General features: G+C 66.9%; 15 protein-coding genes. 8 read left to right on the top strand and 7 right to left on the bottom strand.

Annotated elements, in window-relative coordinates; translation table 11 throughout:
* The first annotated feature begins 44 nt into the window (after window positions 1-44).
* The gene (locus BMZ69_RS26200; protein ID WP_092162459.1) at window positions 45-677 is read left to right on the top strand and encodes a hypothetical protein; all 633 of its coding nucleotides are present in this window, start codon (window positions 45-47) and stop codon (window positions 675-677) included.
* Here the strand turns inward: BMZ69_RS26200 and BMZ69_RS26205 are convergent.
* Window positions 652-1497 (bottom strand): AAA family ATPase, encoded by an 846-nt coding sequence (locus tag BMZ69_RS26205; RefSeq protein ID WP_092162488.1) that lies wholly within the window; start codon window positions 1495-1497, stop codon window positions 652-654. The two genes, BMZ69_RS26200 and BMZ69_RS26205, sit on opposite strands and share 26 nt — an antisense overlap.
* A 181-nt stretch (window positions 1498-1678) precedes the next feature.
* On the opposite strand from BMZ69_RS26205, the gene BMZ69_RS26210 reads away from it, so the two are divergent.
* Window positions 1679-3466, top strand: a complete 1788-nt coding sequence (locus BMZ69_RS26210; protein WP_092162460.1) for a cation:proton antiporter domain-containing protein — start codon at window positions 1679-1681, stop codon at window positions 3464-3466.
* 101 nt (window positions 3467-3567) lie between these two features.
* Here BMZ69_RS26210 and BMZ69_RS26215 read toward each other — a convergent pair whose 3' ends face one another.
* On the bottom strand, window positions 3568-4668 hold the full coding sequence (locus tag BMZ69_RS26215; protein ID WP_092162461.1) for a glycosyltransferase family 4 protein: 1101 nt from the start codon (window positions 4666-4668) through the stop codon (window positions 3568-3570).
* Window positions 4668-5492, bottom strand: coding sequence for a UDP-2,3-diacylglucosamine diphosphatase (locus tag BMZ69_RS26220; RefSeq protein ID WP_092162462.1), 825 nt, complete (start codon window positions 5490-5492; stop codon window positions 4668-4670). The genes BMZ69_RS26215 and BMZ69_RS26220 overlap by 1 nt, the downstream gene beginning before the upstream one ends.
* Before the next feature lie 124 nt (window positions 5493-5616).
* On the opposite strand from BMZ69_RS26220, the gene BMZ69_RS26225 reads away from it, so the two are divergent.
* The 6 genes from BMZ69_RS26225 (at window position 5617) to BMZ69_RS26250 (ending at window position 9696) form a co-directional block, all read left to right on the top strand.
* Window positions 5617-6396 carry an SDR family oxidoreductase gene (locus tag BMZ69_RS26225; protein ID WP_092162463.1) on the top strand — a complete coding sequence of 260 codons (780 nt, stop codon included), beginning with the start codon at window positions 5617-5619 and terminating at the stop codon, window positions 6394-6396.
* 67 nt (window positions 6397-6463) lie between these two features.
* Window positions 6464-6916 (top strand): GNAT family N-acetyltransferase, encoded by a 453-nt coding sequence (locus BMZ69_RS26230; RefSeq protein ID WP_092162464.1) that lies wholly within the window; start codon window positions 6464-6466, stop codon window positions 6914-6916.
* A gap of 131 nt (window positions 6917-7047) precedes the next feature.
* On the top strand, window positions 7048-7977 hold the full coding sequence (locus BMZ69_RS26235) for a DMT family transporter (RefSeq protein WP_092162465.1): 930 nt from the start codon (window positions 7048-7050) through the stop codon (window positions 7975-7977).
* Between the two features lie 103 nt (window positions 7978-8080).
* Window positions 8081-8701, top strand: coding sequence for a helix-turn-helix domain-containing protein (locus tag BMZ69_RS26240; protein ID WP_092162466.1), 621 nt, complete (start codon window positions 8081-8083; stop codon window positions 8699-8701).
* 87 nt (window positions 8702-8788) lie between these two features.
* A complete protein-coding gene (locus BMZ69_RS26245) occupies window positions 8789-9220 on the top strand; it encodes an antitoxin Xre-like helix-turn-helix domain-containing protein (RefSeq protein ID WP_092162468.1) in 432 nt (143 codons plus the stop codon).
* Entirely contained in the window at window positions 9217-9696 is a 480-nt protein-coding gene (locus BMZ69_RS26250; RefSeq protein ID WP_092162470.1) for an RES family NAD+ phosphorylase, read from the top strand. The genes BMZ69_RS26245 and BMZ69_RS26250 overlap by 4 nt, the downstream gene beginning before the upstream one ends.
* Before the next feature lie 5 nt (window positions 9697-9701).
* On the opposite strand, the gene BMZ69_RS26255 is transcribed toward BMZ69_RS26250, so the two are convergent.
* The 4 genes from BMZ69_RS26255 to BMZ69_RS26270 form a co-directional block, all read right to left on the bottom strand.
* Window positions 9702-10637: a cytochrome c gene (locus tag BMZ69_RS26255; protein WP_092162472.1), complete on the bottom strand. Its 936-nt coding sequence runs from the start codon at window positions 10635-10637 to the stop codon at window positions 9702-9704.
* A 245-nt stretch (window positions 10638-10882) separates the two neighbouring features.
* Entirely contained in the window at window positions 10883-11314 is a 432-nt protein-coding gene (locus BMZ69_RS26260; protein WP_092162474.1) for a c-type cytochrome, read from the bottom strand.
* Between the two features lie 132 nt (window positions 11315-11446).
* Complete coding sequence (locus BMZ69_RS26265; protein WP_092162476.1) at window positions 11447-13756, bottom strand: xanthine dehydrogenase family protein molybdopterin-binding subunit; 2310 nt, start codon at window positions 13754-13756, stop codon at window positions 11447-11449.
* 320 nt (window positions 13757-14076) lie between these two features.
* Window positions 14077-15639, bottom strand: a complete 1563-nt coding sequence (locus BMZ69_RS26270; RefSeq protein ID WP_092162478.1) for a 2-isopropylmalate synthase — start codon at window positions 15637-15639, stop codon at window positions 14077-14079.
* Window positions 15640-16099 lie beyond the last annotated feature (460 nt).

The raw sequence follows: 16099 nt of genomic DNA on the forward strand, positions 1-16099 counted from the left end.
AGATGAATTTATAAATGTCAAAGCCATTTCCCACGGGAAACCCGATGCGCACCGCCCTGCCCGCTACAGTCCTGGTTTGCGGCCTTCTCGCCGGCTGCGGGCACGTACCGCTGACCTCGCTGCCGAAGCTGTCCAAGATCGACATGAAGACCACCGATCTCGCCCAGTTGCGCGCCGGCATCAGCCTGCCGGCCGACATCCGCACGCTTCCCGGCGGCGTCACCATGACGCTAGTCGCCCTCCCGAAGGATGGGGGCCGGCATGAGCGCAAGGTCGTGCTGGAGGAGGTGCGCGATGCGGTGGGGCTGGCGAAGCTGCCAACGATGGCTTCACCGGGACGCCGCTTCATCGTGTTCAGGCTGAGCCCGAGCGACGCGGCGCGGCTCAGCGCCTTCCGTGAGGAGATGTTCGCCGGACCGCAGAACAGCGGCAATCGCGGCAGCCTGGCGCTCGGCACCGACAAGGCCTGCCGGCTCGGCGAGCTCTCGGGCAAGCCGATCACGATGACCGGCTATCTCAAGACCTCGGAGACGCAGGACTATGTTCTGCTGATGCGCGATTTCGACCTGAAGGAAGCGGTCCGACAAGTCGATCCCAAGGTCGACCTGGCCACCGCGATCCCGCCCTGCGACACAATGCCTGAAGCCAAGCTCAGCGGCTCTCCCGCCGCGCCATGAAGGCGAGCTTCTCGAACAGCGAGACGTCCTGCTCGTTCTTGAGCAGCGCGCCGTGCAGCGGCGGGATCAGCTTGCGCGGATCGCGCTCGCGCAGCACCTCGGGACCGATATCGTCGGCCACCAGCAGCTTCAGCCAGTCGAGCAGTTCGGAGGTCGAGGGCTTCTTCTTGATGCCGGGCACCTCGCGCACCTCGAAGAACAGGCGCAGCGCCTCCTCCATCAAGCGCTTCTTGATGCCGGGGAAGTGGACCTCGACGATTCTCTGCATCGTCTCGGCGTCGGGGAAGCGGATGTAGTGGAAGAAACAGCGGCGCAGGAAGGCGTCCGGCAATTCCTTCTCGTTGTTCGAGGTGATGATCATCACCGGCCGCTGCGCCGCGCGGATGGTCTCGCCGGTCTCGTAGACATGAAACTCCATGCGGTCGAGCTCGAGCAGGAGGTCGTTCGGGAACTCGATGTCGGCCTTGTCGATCTCGTCGATCAGCAGCACCGGGCGCACCGGCGAGACGAAGGCCTCCCAGAGCTTGCCGCGCTTGATGTAGTTGGCGATGTCGGAGACGCGGGCATCGCCGAGCTGGCTGTCGCGCAGGCGGCTGACCGCGTCGTATTCATAGAGCCCCTGCTGCGCCTTGGTGGTCGACTTGACGTGCCAGGTCAGCAGCGGCGCGCCGAGCGCAGCGGCGATCTCCTCGGCCAGCACGGTCTTTCCGGTGCCGGGCTCGCCCTTGACGAGGAGGGGGCGCTCCAGCCGGATCGCGGCATTGACCGCGACGGTCAGGTCCTCGGTGGCGACATAGGAGGCGGTGCCAGTAAAGCGCATGCGGAACCCTTCGCGTGGCGAGATCGCGGCCATGCTGCCGCCGCGAATGGCATCGTGATTAGAGGTCAGCCGGCGGCGGGGCAAGTTTTCGTCAGCCCGATGCGTGATTTGGTTTGTGTTGCAAGGCCCTGGGACGCAAAGCTGAGAGATCAGCAGCTTCGCTTGATTCTTCGAGGGTGACGTGGCCGGGACGATCGATCCTTCCGCCTATCGCGACGCCGTGGTCGTGCTCGCCACGGCCGGCGTGATCGTGCCCTTCGCCAAGCGTTTTCGCGTCAATTCCGTCGTCGCCTTCATGGCCTGCGGCGCCCTGCTCGGCCCCTACGGCCTCGGCGGCCTCGTCGCCAAGATCCCCATCCTCAGCACGGTCACCGTATCGAGCGCGGAGGCGCTCGCCGGCCCGGCCGAGCTCGGCGTCGCCTTCCTGCTCTTCGTCATCGGGCTGGAATTGTCCTATGAGCGCCTCAAGACCATGCGCCGGCTGGTCTTCGGCCTCGGCCTCGGCCAGGTCGCATTCTCGGCCACCGCGATCAGCGCCATCGCCTATGCCTTCGGGCAACCGGCTGCCGCTGCCCTGCTGATCGGCACGGCGCTCGCCTTGTCCTCGACCGCGATGGTCGTCGAACTGCTCTCCGCCCATCGCCGCATCACCTCCTCGGCCGGCCGGTCGAGCTTCGCCATCCTGCTCTGCCAGGACCTCGCAGTGATCCCGCTGCTTTTCCTGGTCAGCGTGCTCGGGGCGCAGAACGGCGGCTCGCTGCTCGCCGGCCTGACCCAGGCGCTGCTGCAGGCCATCGCGGCGGTCGCCGCGATCATCGTCATCGGCCGCCTCGCCATGCGCCCGCTCTTCCGCCTGGTCGCCTCGACCGATTCCTCCGAGAGCTTCATGGCCGCGACGCTTCTGGTCGCGCTCGGCACCGGATTGATCGCGGCCGGGGCTGGCCTCTCCATGGGGCTCGGCGCCTTCATCGCGGGGTTGTTGCTGGCGGAAACCGAGTATCGCCGCGCCATCGAGGTGACGATCGAGCCGTTCAAGTCGCTGCTGATCGGCGTCTTCTTCCTGACCGTCGGCATGAGCGTGAACCCGGCGGCGCTGGCGGCCCAGCCGGTCGCGATCTTCGGCATCGCCGCCGGCCTCTTCCTCGCCAAGGTCGCGATCACCTTCCTGCTCGCCCGCTACTTCAAGCTCTCGCTGCCGACCGCGCTCGAAACCGCGATCATGGTCGGCCCCGGCGGCGAGTTCGCCTTCGTGCTGCTGACCGCTTCGGTCGCGGCCAAGCTGGTCGACCAGAAGGCCGCCTCGCTCGTGCTCGCCGGCGTCTCGCTGACCATGATCTTCCTGCCGCTCGCCGCCCGCATGGCGCGGACACTGTCGGCCCGCCTCGCCCCGCCGGTGAAGCTGCCCGATGAAGCCAGCATCCTGCCGCCGGACGACCATGCCCCGCGCGCCATCGTGGTCGGCCTCGGCCGCGTCGGACGGCTGGTCGGCGAGATGCTCTCGCAGCACAAGGTGCCCTACATCACCGTCGACGCCGACGCCGCCCTGGTCTCGACGCAACGCCGGGCCGGCCGCCCCGCCTTCTACGGCAACGCCACGAGGCCTGACTTCCTGCGGCTCTGCGGCCTGGAGGAAGCGACAGCCCTGATCGTCACCATCGACAATCCCCGTGCCGTCGACGAGATCGTCGAAGCGGCGCGCGGCATGCGGCCGGACCTCGTCATCGTCGCCCGCGCCCGCGACGCCAAGCATGCCAGGCATCTCTACGAGATCGGCGTCAACGATGCCGTGCCTGAGACGATCGAGGCCAGCCTGCAATTGTCGGAAGCGGCGCTGGTCGGGCTCGGCGTGCCGATGGGCCTCGTCATCGCCTCGGTGCACCAGCGCCGCGACGATTTCCGCAGCGAGCTCAAGCCGGCGAGCGCACCGCAGCCGGCGCTGCCGCGTCATGCTCGTTCGCGGAGGCTGTGAAGGGACTGGAACTTGCTGTGAAGCAAATGAAGCCCTCATCCTTCGAGACGCAGCCATAGGCTGCGTCTCGAAGGATGAGGGCTGAGAGAGACTTCCGGGCTCTACGCGAACTCCTTCCGCTCTGCCGGCTCCAGCCGCACGGAGAGCGTGTTCGAGACGGGCGCCAGTTCGGCCCGCGTCGCCTTGCCCGCCGCAGCGGCAGCCTGCATCGCCCGGCGCATATGGCCGTAGAACTGCTCGGCGCTGCTGTGCCAGCTATGGCGCTGGGCGAGTTCGAGCCCGGCCTCGCGCGGCAGGCGCAGGGCCGAGAGCGCCGCCTGGCGCAGATCCTCGTGCAGCACGGCAGCCTCGCTGCCGGCGAAAACGTCGCTCGGCCCCTGAACCGGAAAGGCGGCGACCGGCAGCCCGCTCGCAGCAGCTTCCAGCAGCACGATGCCGAAGGTGTCGGTCAGGCTCGGGAAGACGAAGACGTCGGACGAGGCATAGATCGAAGCGAGGTCCTCGCCCTCGCGCGCCCCGAGGAAATGCGCGTCGGGGAAGGCGCGCTTGAGGTCGGCACGGGCCGGCCCGTCGCCGACCACGACCTTGCTTCCGGGCAGGCGCAGCGACAGGAAGGCCTCGAGGTTCTTCTCGACCGCGACGCGGCCGACGCTGAGGAAGATCGGCCGCGGCAGATCGAGCACGCTTTCGGGGCGCGGGTGGAACAATGAGAGGTCGACACCCCGGCCCCAGCGCAGGATGTGTTCGAAGCCATGCGCACGCAGCTCGGCCTCGACAGTGGCGGTCGAGACCATCACGCCGGCCGCCGGCCCGTGGAAGCGGCGCAGGAAGCGATAGCTCCAGCTTTCCGGGATCGGCCAGCGCGCCGCGACATATTGCGGGAAGCGGGTGTGGTAGCTCGTGGTGAAGGTCCGTTTTTGGGCGAGGCAGACCGCGCGCGTCAGCCAGCCGATCGGTCCTTCGGTCGCGATATGGATGTGGTCAGGCCCGAATTCAGCGATGCGCCGGGCGATATGTCGGCGCGTCGCCAGCGCGATGCGGATATCGGGGTAGGACGGCAGGCCGACCTGCCAGAAGCCTTCCGGCGTCAGCATCTGCGGGGTGACGCCGAACTCCGGCGCCGCCTCGACCATGCGCTCCAGCGAGCGCACGACGCCGTTGATCTGCGGGCGCCAGGCGTCCGTCGCGATCAGGACGCGCATCACGCGGCCTCGACGAGGCTCGGCATTGGGGTTGGCCGCGCCGCGGGAACAGCCGGCTTCTCGCCCTTCAGCCGGTGCTGCGGCCAGCGCACGATCTCGAAGCGGCCATCGTCGTGCTCGACCACAGCCGTGCAGCTTTCGACCCAGTCGCCGGTGTTGATATAGGTCAGCCCGTCGATGTCGCGCTGGGCGGCGTGGTGGATATGGCCGCAGATCACGCCATCTGCCTTGTGCCGGCGCGCCTCGTCGGCGAGGCACTGCTCGAACTCGCCGATATAGTTCACGGCGTTCTTGACCTTGTGCTTCGCCCAGGCCGAGAGCGACCAGTGCGGCAGGCGAAGGACCCGGCGCACCTTGTTGATGCCGTGATTGAGGAAGAGCGCGATCGTGTAGGCCCAGTCGCCGAGCAGCGCGAGCCATTTGGCGTTGCGCACCACGAGGTCGAACAGGTCGCCATGGATGACCAGCATGCGCTTGCCGTCGGCGGTCTCGTGGACGATGTCGTCGACCAGCGTGATGCCGCCGAACTGCAGGCCGGTATAGTCGCGCAGGAAATCGTCGTGATTGCCGGTGACGTAGATCAGCTTCGAGCCCTTGCGCACCTTGCGCAGCAGCTTCTGCACCACGTCGTTATGCGCCTGCGGAAAGTACCAGCCACTTTTCAGCCGCCAGCCGTCGATGATGTCGCCGACCAGATAGATCGTCGGGGCGTCATAGGCGCGCAGGAACTCCAGCACCAGATCCGCCTGGGCCCCGCGCGTGCCCAGATGCAGGTCGGATATGAAGATGCTGCGAACCTGCTTGGCGTCGCTGTCGTCGCTCATGCTCGCCAGTCCAACTGTTGCGATGCCTGCGGCGTGTGTCTGATTTGCACTACGCTTTGATGACGCGGCGGCGAAACCGTGCTTTGCCTGCCTGCACAGGAACGGACCTTTCCGGGAGACGACCATGGATCTGGGTATTGCCGGCCGCACGGCCATCGTTTGCGCCTCGAGCAAGGGGCTGGGTCGCGGCTGCGCGCAGGCGCTGGCCGAAGCGGGCTGCACCGTCGTCGTCAACGGCCGTGACGCCGCGACGCTTGAGGACACCGCGGCCGCGATTCGTGCCAGCACCGGCGCGACCGTGATCGCCGTCGTCGCCGACGTCGGAACCAAGGCCGGCCAGGATGCCCTGCTCGCCGCCGCGCCCAACCCCGACATCCTCGTCAACAACAATGGCGGCCCGCCGCCCAAGCCGTTCCGCGAAGTGACGCGCGAGGGACTGCTCGAAGGCGTGGCGCAGAACATGGCGACGCCGCTGGAGCTGGTGCAGCGCGTCGTCGACGGCATGATCGAGCGGCGCTTCGGCCGCATCGTCAACATCACCTCGGCGAGCGTGCTGACCCCGCTGACCGGGCTCGACGTCTCCTCAGCCGCCCGCGCCGGCCTGACCGCCTTCCTCGCCGGCGTGGCGCGCGAGATCGCGCATGCCAACGTCACCATCAACAACATCCTGCCCGGCGTGTTCGACACCGACCGGATCAAGACCGCGACGAACAAGGTCGCCGAGATGCAGGGCATCAGCATCGAGGAAGCGACGAAGCGGCGGCTCGCCGCCGTCCCGGCCGGCCGCCTCGGCACGCCTGACGAGTTCGGCAAGCTCTGCGCCTTCATCGCCAGCGCCCATGCCGGCTACATCACCGGCCAGAACTTCCTGATCGACGGCGGCTCGTTCCGGGCGAATTTCTGACGCAGCCGCAAACCGGCCGGGCGGCGCCAGACGCAGCCCGGCCAACGCCCCCCAGCCTAGGCCCACCATGACCATCGCCTATCGCCGCGCCGCCCCCGACGACACGCCCGCCTGCATCGTGCTGCGTGGCATGACGCGAGAGAACGCCTTCTCGGTCGAACGGCTCGCGGCGCTCGGCATCACGCTCGAAAGCTGGCGCGCCGCCATCGCCGACGGCAGCTTGCCGGGCCATGTCGCGACCGAAGACGGCAGGATCGTCGGCTATTGCTTCGGCGAACGCGAGACCGGCGAGATCGCCGTGCTGGCGCTGCTGCCGAGCCATGAGGGCCAGGGCGTCGGCAGGACGCTGCTGAACCTTGTCGTCGCCGATTTCAAGGCTTTCGGCTTTGCCAGGCTTTTCCTGAGCTGCTCCGCCGACCCGGCCTCGCGCTCCTATGGCTTCTATCGGCATCTGAGCTGGCGCTCGACCGGCAGCTTCGACGATCGTGGCGACGAGATCCTCGAATACCGCCTCGCTTGATCGTTCTGGACGGCCTCCCGCACCGCGCCGGTCCGACTTGCAAGATCGGTGCTTGGAACGGCCACAAGCTCGTGGTCTAAGGACTGGACGTCTTGCACAAGACCTCCAGTCCTCGCGCCCGACCTGTCCCCTTGTCACCGCTCCTCGGCATCAGCCTCAAGCTGCTCTCGGCCCTGTCGTTCACGCTGATGTCGGCCGGCATCAAGACGCTGGCCTCGCGCTATCCGACCGGCGAGCTCGTTTTCTTCCGCTCTTTCTTCGCGCTGATCCCACTGATCATCTGGCTTGCCTGGCGCCATGAGTTCCCCGAGGCGCTCAAGACCAGCAATCTGCGCGGCCATCTCAAGCGTGGCGTCATCGGCTCGACCGGCATGTTCCTCGGCTTCGCCGCGCTGCATCTGCTGCCGCTCTCCGACGCGGTCGCGATCGGCTATGCCGCGCCGTTGATCGTAGTGGTGCTCGCGGCGCTGATCCTGAAGGAACGCGTGCGCGTCTATCGCTGGACCGCCGTCGCCGTCGGCTTCCTCGGCGTGCTCCTGATGCTCTCGCCGCATATGGGCGTGCAGGCCTTCGGGCACGGGCTCTCGGGCGGCCCTGCGATCGGCGCCCTGCTCGCGCTCGCCGGCGCCTTCTGCTCCGCTTTCGCCTCGATCGAGGTGCGGCTGCTGACCCATACCGAGAAGACCGGCGCCATCGTCTTCTACTTCATGACGCTGACCTCGCTGCTCGGCCTGCTGACGCTGGCGCTCGGCTGGACGGTGCCCGACCTGAAGGATTTCATCCTGCTCGTCACCATCGGCGTGCTCGGCGGCCTCGGCCAGATGCTGCTGGTCCAGGCCTATCGCTATGGCGACGCCTCGCTGATCGCGCCCTTCGAGTACTCGACGATGATCTGGGCGACGGCGCTCGGCTGGTTCGTCTTCGGCGAATGGCCGGTGCTGGCCGTGCTCCTGGGCTCGCTGATCGTGATCGCCTCCGGCATCTACGTCATCCTGCGCGAGCAGCAACTCGGCCTGCTCAAGAAGGAGACGCGCGAGGCCGGTCCGTCCCGCTCCGTCTGACGCCCTCGACTTGCCGCTTGGAGCGATCCGGGGCATTGTCCGCTAGGACAAACAATCGTTCTCTATCCCAAACGGATCGGGCGCGACGGCAGGCAAGAGCGCAATGGGTATCGAAACCAGGGAACGTGGCGGGCGCGAGCTGGAATCCGGCGCACAGGTGATCTCCGGCCAGCTCGGCAAGACGATCCAGCGGCTGCGCAAGGCCTATAATCTGTCGCTTTCGGAACTGGCCGAGCAGTCCGGCGTCGCCAAGTCGATCATCAGCCAGATCGAGCGCAACGAGACCAATCCGACGCTGGCGACGATCTGGCGGCTGTCTCAGGCGCTCGACGTCTCGATCGAGCGCGTGCTCTCGACCAATGAGGAAGAGGCCTTCATCGAGAAGATCGCCCGGCCCGACACGCCGATCCTGGTCTCGGAGGACGGCAAGCTGCGCCTCGCCATCATCGGCTGGATCAAGACCGTCGAATGGCTGCAATGGTACGAGGTCAGCGCCGAGCCCGGCGGCGAGCTCGATTCCGAAGGCCATCAGCGCGGCTCGATCGAATCGCTCTCGGTCAGCGCCGGCGAGTTCGAGGTCGAGGTCGGCGGCATCACCCAGCGCGCCAAGGCCGGCGAGACCCTGCGCTATCGCTGCGACCGTCAGCACATCGTCCGCTGCGTCAGTGGCCAGCCGGGCACGGCCCTGATGGTCTGTATCCTCAAGGCAGCAGTGATGGATTGAAGGCTGGGTTCGCCTCTGCCGGAACTTTGCTTGCAGCGAATCCCAACAGAGACTATATTTTGCCTCAAGTGATATGAGGCAAGAGTCATGGTGTCTTATGAGGCAATGGCCCGCGTGCTCGGCCTGCCCGGCGATGCCCGAGCAGCACGCACGCCGTTCGAGCTGATCTCGACGATCGAGAGCGGGCTTCCCGTAGCCGCGCTCGAGCGCGTCTCCCATCTGCTGTCGCCCAACGACGCCCAGTTCAAGTTCCGCTTCGTCCCCAAGGCCACCTATGAGCGGCGCAAGGCGGCGCATCGCCTGTCGGCCGAAGAGGGTACACGCTTGGCTCGGGTCGTCGGCGTCTGGGAACTGGCCCTCGATGTCTGGAAGACCGAGCAGGCCGCGCGAGACTTCCTATTCAGATCTCACGCCATGCTCGACGACCGGCGCCCGATCGATGTCGTCCTCCAGAACGAGATCGGCGGCGAATTGGTACGCGACGTTCTCGCCGGCCTGAAATACGGCAGCGCCGCGTGACGCCACAGCGGCTGGACCGGACGCTGACGGCCTACCGCATCGGCGATCCGGACGGCCTCTATCCGATCTTCGACGCGACCGGCTCCACCATCGCGCCCGGGCGCTGGAATACGGCCGGCAGCCCGGTGATCTACAGCAGCGAGCACTATTCAACCGCGCTGCTGGAGAAACTCGTGCGCGGCAGCGGCCACCTGCCGCCGAACCTGCACTTCGTCCGGATCAGCATCCCGCGCGGCGTCAGCTACGAGATCTTTTCGGTCCCTGCCCTGCCTGGCTGGGACACGATGCCCGCGACAGTCAGCAAACCCCATGGCGAGCGCTGGTGCCGGGACCGCCGCAGCGCGATCCTGCTGGTCCCGAGCGTCGTCGCGCGGCTCGACAGAAACGTCCTGATCAATCCGGCCCATCCCGACTTTGCCCTGATCGAAGCGAGCCTGCACGAGCCCGTGTTCTGGGACCGGCGCCTGTTTGGCTGATAGCCTTACCCGCCGGCCGCCTTCTGCGGCCGCGGCGGCCCCTGCACCGCCGGCAGCGACTTCAGGTACTCCGCCATAGCCAGCCGGTCGGCATCCGACAGCTGCGCCATGTTACGCACAACCGCGGCCATCGTGCCGCCGACGCTGTCGAAGCTCGGTGTGAAGCCGCTCTTCAGCAGTTCGGCGATCTCGGACTTCGACCACTTGCCGAGCCCGTCCTCGGCCTGGGTGATGTTCGGCACCCAGCCCCTGCCTTCCGGGTCCGGCCCGCCGGCAAAGCGCGTCGCCTGGACGATGGCGCCGAACTGGTTGCGGCTGGAATGGCATTCGGCGCAGTGGCCCGGCCCGTTCACCAGATAGGCGCCGCGATTCCATTCCTCGCTCTTGCTGGGATCGGCTTTGAACGGCGTCCCGTCGAAGAACAGCAGCTTCCAGCCGCCGACAGCGCGGCGGATGTTGAAGGGGAAGCCGAGCTCATGGCCGGGCGCCCTGCCCTCCACCGACGGCAGCGTGCGGATATAGGCGAGGAGATCGGCCACCGCCTTGGCCGGCATCAGGCGGTAGGAGGTGTAGGGAAAGGCCGGGTAATAGTGCTGGCCCGAGGGCGCGACGCCGGCGGTCATCGCCTGAATGAAGTCGGCCGTGCCCCAGTTGCCGATGCCGTCGCGCGTATGCGGCGAGATGTTCGGCACATGGAACTTGCCGAAGGGCGAGTCCAACACGAGCCCACCACCGAGCCTGGTCTTGTCGTCCTGGCCGGGCGTTGCATGGCATGAGGCGCAGCCGCCGGCGGCGAACAGGAGCTTGCCGTTCTCGATGTCCGGCGCCGGCAGCGTGCCGACCTCCGGCCCTGGCGAGACCACGCGCGGATCGGTGAGGACGAAGAAGCCGGCGATGCCGAGCGCGACGAAGACCAGAAGCGTGATCAGCAGGCGGCGCATCGGTTCCTCATCAAGTTGCCCGTCGTGCCCAACGCATTCTTGGCCAATAAAGTTCAGTCGGGAAAGCCCGCCGAGGCGGAAATAGGCTCACGCATCATGAAAAATACGAGCCGTCATTTCGGCTGGAGCGAAGCGAAACGCCGGAATCCATCATAGAGCTCGGTGCTCTACGATGGATTCCAGAGCTGCGCCGCTTCGCGGCTTGTCCGGAATGACGGCTATGAGAACCGACTGAAGGCTGCCGGTCACTTCTTGATGCGATAGGCCTCGTGGCAGCCGCCGCAGTTCTTGGTGGCGTCGCCGAAGGCGGTGCGGAAGCCGGCGAGATCGGTCGCGGTCGCGCCCTTCGCGGCATCGGCCTCGAACTTGGCGAAGGCGGCCTTGAAGCCGGCCTGGTCTTCCCAGATCTTCGGCGCCGCCGTGGTCTCGCCACCGGTCTTGGTATTCTCGGGATAGAGGGCCGGCATCTTCTTGGCAGCCTCGCCATAGGCCTTGAACACCGCCTGCGCCTTGGCGGCATCGAACGGCGCCTCGCCCTTGGCCATCGCCGCGCCCTCGCGCGTCGCGGCGCCGACGGCCTTCATGGCATCGCGCCGCTCGGCGATCGGATTAGCCTGAGCCAGAACGGCGGAGACGCCGACGGCGAGGCCGAGGGCGACGAAAGCAGTGCGAAGCATGCGTGGGAATCCTCCGGAAGGCAGCGCCGGACCCGGCGCTGTTTTGAACTCTTCCAGATCAACGCAGGCACACGACAGCGCCAAGTCGCATTGTCGTGAAGTTCATTGCAAAATCGCAATGAGATCCTTGCGTCAGAGCGGATACCCCGCCGCCCGCAGCGTTGCGAACACCTTGGCCGGGGTCGCCGGCATGTCGATCGCCTTGATGCCGGCGGCGCGGTTCAATGCATCAACCATGGCGTTCATCACCGCCGGGCAGGCGCCGATCGCCCCCGCCTCGCCCGCACCCTTCACCCCGATCGCGTTCGTCACGCAAGGCACATTGCGCGTCTCGAAATGGAAGTTCGGGATGTCGATCGCGCGCGGCAGGGCATAATCCATGAAGGTCGCGGTCAGCATCTGGCCGGAAGAATCGAAGCGGATCTCCTCCATCAGCGCTTGGCCGATGCCTTGCGCCGCGCCGCCATGGACCTGGCCCTGCAGCATGATCGGGTTCAGCGTCACGCCGAAATCGTCGACTACGACATAGTTCTGGATCTCGGTGCCGCCGGTCGCCGGATCGACTTCCAATTCGACGACATGCGTGCCGTTCGGATAGGTCGCCTCCGGCGGCGTCCAGCTCTGGTGGACGCTGAGCTGCTCGGCCTTGGCGCCAGGCAGATTGGCGATCGCCTTGAGGTCGAGCTGCTTGTCGGTGCCGACGACGCGCACGGCGCCGTCGACGATCTCGAGGTCGCCGGGAGCAGCTTCGAGTGCGTCCGAGGCGATGCTCTTCAGATTGTCGGCGAGGATGCCGGTCGCCGCGTTGAGAGCTGCGCCGCCGACCGGGATCGAGCGCGAGCCGCCGGTGCCGGAGCCGGTCGCGATCCGATCGGTATCGCCCTGGACGACCTTGATGCGGTCGAGCGGGATGTCGAGATGCTGGGCGACGAGCTGAGAATAGGCGGTCTCATGCCCCTGCCCGTTCGACTGGGTGCCGATCAGCACGGTGACGGTGCCGTCCTTCTCCAGGATCACGGTCGAGCTCTCCGGCCCGCCGCCGCCGCAGGCCTCGATATAGCAGGCGAGCCCGATTCCGCGGATCTTGCCGGCCTTCTGCGAGGCCTTCAGCCGGCTCTTGAAGCCCTTCCAGTCCGCCACCTCCATGGCGCGGCGCATATGGCCTTCGAACTCGCCGGAATCGTAGACCGGGCCGGTCTGCGTCTTGTGGGGCATCTCCCCTGGCTTGACGAAGTTGAGGGCGCGCACCGCATCCGGCGTCTTGCCGGTCTCGCGCGCGATCGCATCGACCAGCCGCTCGATCAGATAGGCGGCTTCAGGCCGCCCGGCGCCGCGATAGGCGTCGACCGGGGTGGTGTTGGTGAAGACGCCGCGGAAGCGGACATGAACCGCCGGGATATTGTAGCAACCCGGCGTCATCGTCGTGCCGACCCAGGGGATGAAGGGCCCATATTGCGAGAGATAGGCGCCCATGTCGGCGGCGAGGTCGACCTTGAGGCCGACGAACTTGCCGCGCTTGTCGAGCGCCATCGTCGCGGTGCTGAGATTGGCGCGGCCATGGGTGTCGGCGAGGAAGTGCTCGGTCCGGTCGGCGACCCAGCGCACCGGCCGCTTCAGCTTTTCGGCCGCGACCATCGTCAGCGGGTATTCGCGGTACATGAAGATCTTGGTGCCGAAGCCGCCGCCGACATCGGGGGTGATCACCCGGATGCGCGACTGCGGGACCTTGAGGATGTAGTCGGCCAGGATCTCGCGCGTGCCGTGGCTGCCCTGGCTGCCGAGCGTCAGGGTCCAGCGCTTGGTCGCCTTATCGTATTCGGCGATGCAGGCGCGCGTCTCCATGTAGTTGGAGGCGAGGCGATTGTTGACGATGGTGACCGAGACTGTCCGGTCAGCCTTGGCGAAGGCGTCTTCCGTTTTCTTGCGGTTGCCCTGCTCCGCCTCGAAGGCGACATTGCCGGCCCGGTCCGGCCAGACCTGCGGCGCCCCGTTCTCCAGCGCCTCAGCGATGCCGGTGATCGAGGGCAGCGTCTCGAACTCGATCTCGATCGCTTCGGCCGCGTCGCGCGCCTGGTCGAGCGTCTCGGCGACGATGAAGGCGATGGCTTCGCCGACATGGCGCACCGTATCGACCGGCAGCACCGGCACCGGGTTCGGCTTCACGTCTTTGCCGTCGATGTCCTTGATCAGCCCCTTGCAGGGGATGTCGCCGAGATGGGCGACATCCTCGCCGGTCAGGATCAGCTTGACGCCCTTGCGCTTAAGCGCTGCCTGCTTGTCGACGATCTTGAACGTCGCATGCGCATGCGGCGAGCGCAGTACATAGGCGTGCAACGCCCCCTCGACGGCGGTGTCGTCGGTATAGCGGCCGGTGCCGGTGGTGAGGCGCTGATCCTCGACCCGCCGCACCGGCTGGCCCATCCCGAATTTCATCGGACGCATCGGCAAACTTCCTTCGGATCACTCGAATGAGAAAGACTGGCGCAGGATCACCGCGCCGTCACCCCGGTTCCCATGGAGGGGCCGGGATGCGCTGCGTGCAGGCTTCCGGCCAGCGGACGCTGCGAAGAGTATCTAGGGTGCGCCGGGCTCTTGTCGATACGCGTCGGCCGATTTCACCCACACCATCTTTCCGGCCGCGGCGAAGCGGAGCGCCGGAAACCATCGTCGGCTCGACGCTCTGCGATGGATTGCGGGACCGCGCGCCTTTGGCGCTTGTCCGGAATGACGGCGGTGTTGGATTGGACAGGGTCCCGGCGCCCTTACTCCGCCGCCTGGGCATGCATGCGGCTGCCGCGGGCGACCAGCTTGTTGAGCGCGGCGAGATAGGCCTTGCACGACGAGACCAGCGTGTCCGGATCGGCGCCGCGGCCGGTCACCGCCGCACCGTTCTGGCCGAGGCGCACGGTGACTTCCGCCTGCGCGTCGGTGCCTTCGGTGACGGCGTGGACGTCGTAGAGCTCCAGCACCGCCTCGTGCGGGACCAGTGCCTTGACCGCGTTGAACACTGCGTCGATCGGCCCGTTGCCCTCGGCCTCCTCAGCCACGACGCGGCCGTCGATGTCCAGCTTCAGCATGGCGCGCTGCGGGCCGCGCGTGCCGGCGATCACCGTCAGCGAGACCAGCTTCACGCGGTCATGGGCAGTGGCGAGGTTCTCGTCGACCAGCGCCTCGATATCCTCGTCATAGACATGCTTCTTGCGGTCGGCGAGCGCCTTGAAGCGGGTGAAGGCGTCCTCCAGCTGGTTGTCGCCGAGCGTGTAGCCCATCTCGGTCAGCTTCGAGCGGAAGGCGGCGCGGCCGGAATGCTTGCCCATCACCAGCGAGGTCTTGGTCACGCCGACCGAGGCCGGAGTCATGATCTCGTAGGTCTGCTGGTGCTTCAGCATGCCGTCCTGGTGGATGCCGCTTTCATGAGCAAAAGCGTTCCGGCCGACGATCGCCTTGTTGTACTGCACCGGGAAAGAGCAGGCGCTCGAGACCGCCTTCGAGGCGCGCATCAGATAGGTCGAGTCGATGCCGGTGTCGTAGGGCATCACGTCGCCGCGCACCCGCAGCGCCATCACGATCTCCTCAAGCGCCGCATTGCCGGCGCGCTCGCCGATGCCGTTGATCGTGCACTCGACCTGGCGCGCCCCGCCCTCGATCGCCGCCAGCGAATTGGCGACGGCGAGGCCCAGATCATTGTGGCAATGCGCCGAGAAGATCGCCTTGTCGGCATTGGGTACGCGCTCGTGCACCGCCTTGAACATGGCGCGGTACTCGTCCGGCGTGGCGTAGCCGACCGTGTCGGGCAGGTTGATCGTGGTCGCGCCGGCTTTGATCGCGGTCTCGACCGCCCGGCAGAGATAGTCGATCGGGGTGCGGGTCGCATCCATGCCCGACCATTCGACGTCCTCGACCAGATTGCGCGCCTGCGTCACCGTCCGGGTGATGATCTCCAGCACCTCCTCCTCGCTCTTGCGCATCTGGTGCTGCAGATGGATCGGCGAGGTCGAGACGAAGGTGTGTATGCGCGGCCTGGCTGCATGGCGTACCGCCTCGCCGGCGCGGGCGATGTCGGCGGGAATGGCGCGCGCCAAGCCAGCCACAGTGGCGCGCTTGATCCGGGAAGCGATGGCCGAGACCGCCTCGAAATCGCCGTCCGAGGCGATCGGGAAGCCGGCCTCGATGATGTCGACGCCCATCGCGTCCAGCATGTCGGCGACCTCGAGCTTCTCCTCGAAGGTCATGGTCGCACCGGGGCATTGCTCGCCGTCACGCAAGGTGGTGTCGAAGATCAGGACGCGGTCCTTGACGGACACGGTATTGCTTGCATTGCTCATGGGCTTGTCCCTGGTCGGGGCGCGCCGCGTCTCGGTTTCGGGCTGGCGCGCGAGGTCTGAGGCTTGGTTCCCGTCATCCCCTGAGCGCCCAGGCACACGTGCCCGGCCGGCCCTCAGGGGCTGGTAAGAAGAAGCAGCTGACCAAGGAGCGAGGGAGCGCGCGACCGGACACACACGCCGGCCGTCCGCGCAGCAGCGCGGTTCAGGCTCTCGGCATGGGTGGCAGATGCGGCCACGAACGATCCTCTCGACGACTTGGGCTGTCTACCGGATCGGAGGATAGAAAGGCAAGGCCGAAAGGTCTTGAACGTTCGTGCATTGCTCGGCGAGACGCTCATCGCCTAGGCACCTCCCTTCCCCCTTGTGGATTCCTCTGCGAAACGCGGCTGAGGCCGATTGTTTGGGGTGCTGGTTTGGTGGGCGGTCTTCAGCGGCTGGCTTGGAGGGCTCGCAGTCGGCC

This window comes from Allobosea sp. CRIB-10 (assembly GCF_900112185.1).
Lineage (GTDB): Bacteria > Pseudomonadota > Alphaproteobacteria > Rhizobiales > Beijerinckiaceae > Allobosea.

Bases quoted from the DNA above. Each gene is read 5' to 3' on its own strand.
- BMZ69_RS26200 (WP_092162459.1), top strand. From the start codon at position 45: ATGCGCACCGCCCTGCCCGCTACAGTCCTGGTTTGCGGCCTTCTCGCC.
- BMZ69_RS26205 (WP_092162488.1), bottom strand. From the start codon at position 1,497: ATGCGCTTTACTGGCACCGCCTCCTATGTCGCCACCGAGGACCTGACC.
- BMZ69_RS26215 (WP_092162461.1), bottom strand. From the start codon at position 4,668: ATGCGCGTCCTGATCGCGACGGACGCCTGGCGCCCGCAGATCAACGGC.
- BMZ69_RS26220 (WP_092162462.1), bottom strand. From the start codon at position 5,492: ATGAGCGACGACAGCGACGCCAAGCAGGTTCGCAGCATCTTCATATCC.
- BMZ69_RS26225 (WP_092162463.1), top strand. From the start codon at position 5,617: ATGGATCTGGGTATTGCCGGCCGCACGGCCATCGTTTGCGCCTCGAGC.
- BMZ69_RS26230 (WP_092162464.1), top strand. From the start codon at position 6,464: ATGACCATCGCCTATCGCCGCGCCGCCCCCGACGACACGCCCGCCTGC.
- BMZ69_RS26240 (WP_092162466.1), top strand. From the start codon at position 8,081: ATGGGTATCGAAACCAGGGAACGTGGCGGGCGCGAGCTGGAATCCGGC.
- BMZ69_RS26245 (WP_092162468.1), top strand. From the start codon at position 8,789: ATGGTGTCTTATGAGGCAATGGCCCGCGTGCTCGGCCTGCCCGGCGAT.
- BMZ69_RS26255 (WP_092162472.1), bottom strand. From the start codon at position 10,637: ATGCGCCGCCTGCTGATCACGCTTCTGGTCTTCGTCGCGCTCGGCATC.
- BMZ69_RS26260 (WP_092162474.1), bottom strand. From the start codon at position 11,314: ATGCTTCGCACTGCTTTCGTCGCCCTCGGCCTCGCCGTCGGCGTCTCC.
- BMZ69_RS26265 (WP_092162476.1), bottom strand. From the start codon at position 13,756: ATGCGTCCGATGAAATTCGGGATGGGCCAGCCGGTGCGGCGGGTCGAG.
- BMZ69_RS26270 (WP_092162478.1), bottom strand. From the start codon at position 15,639: ATGAGCAATGCAAGCAATACCGTGTCCGTCAAGGACCGCGTCCTGATC.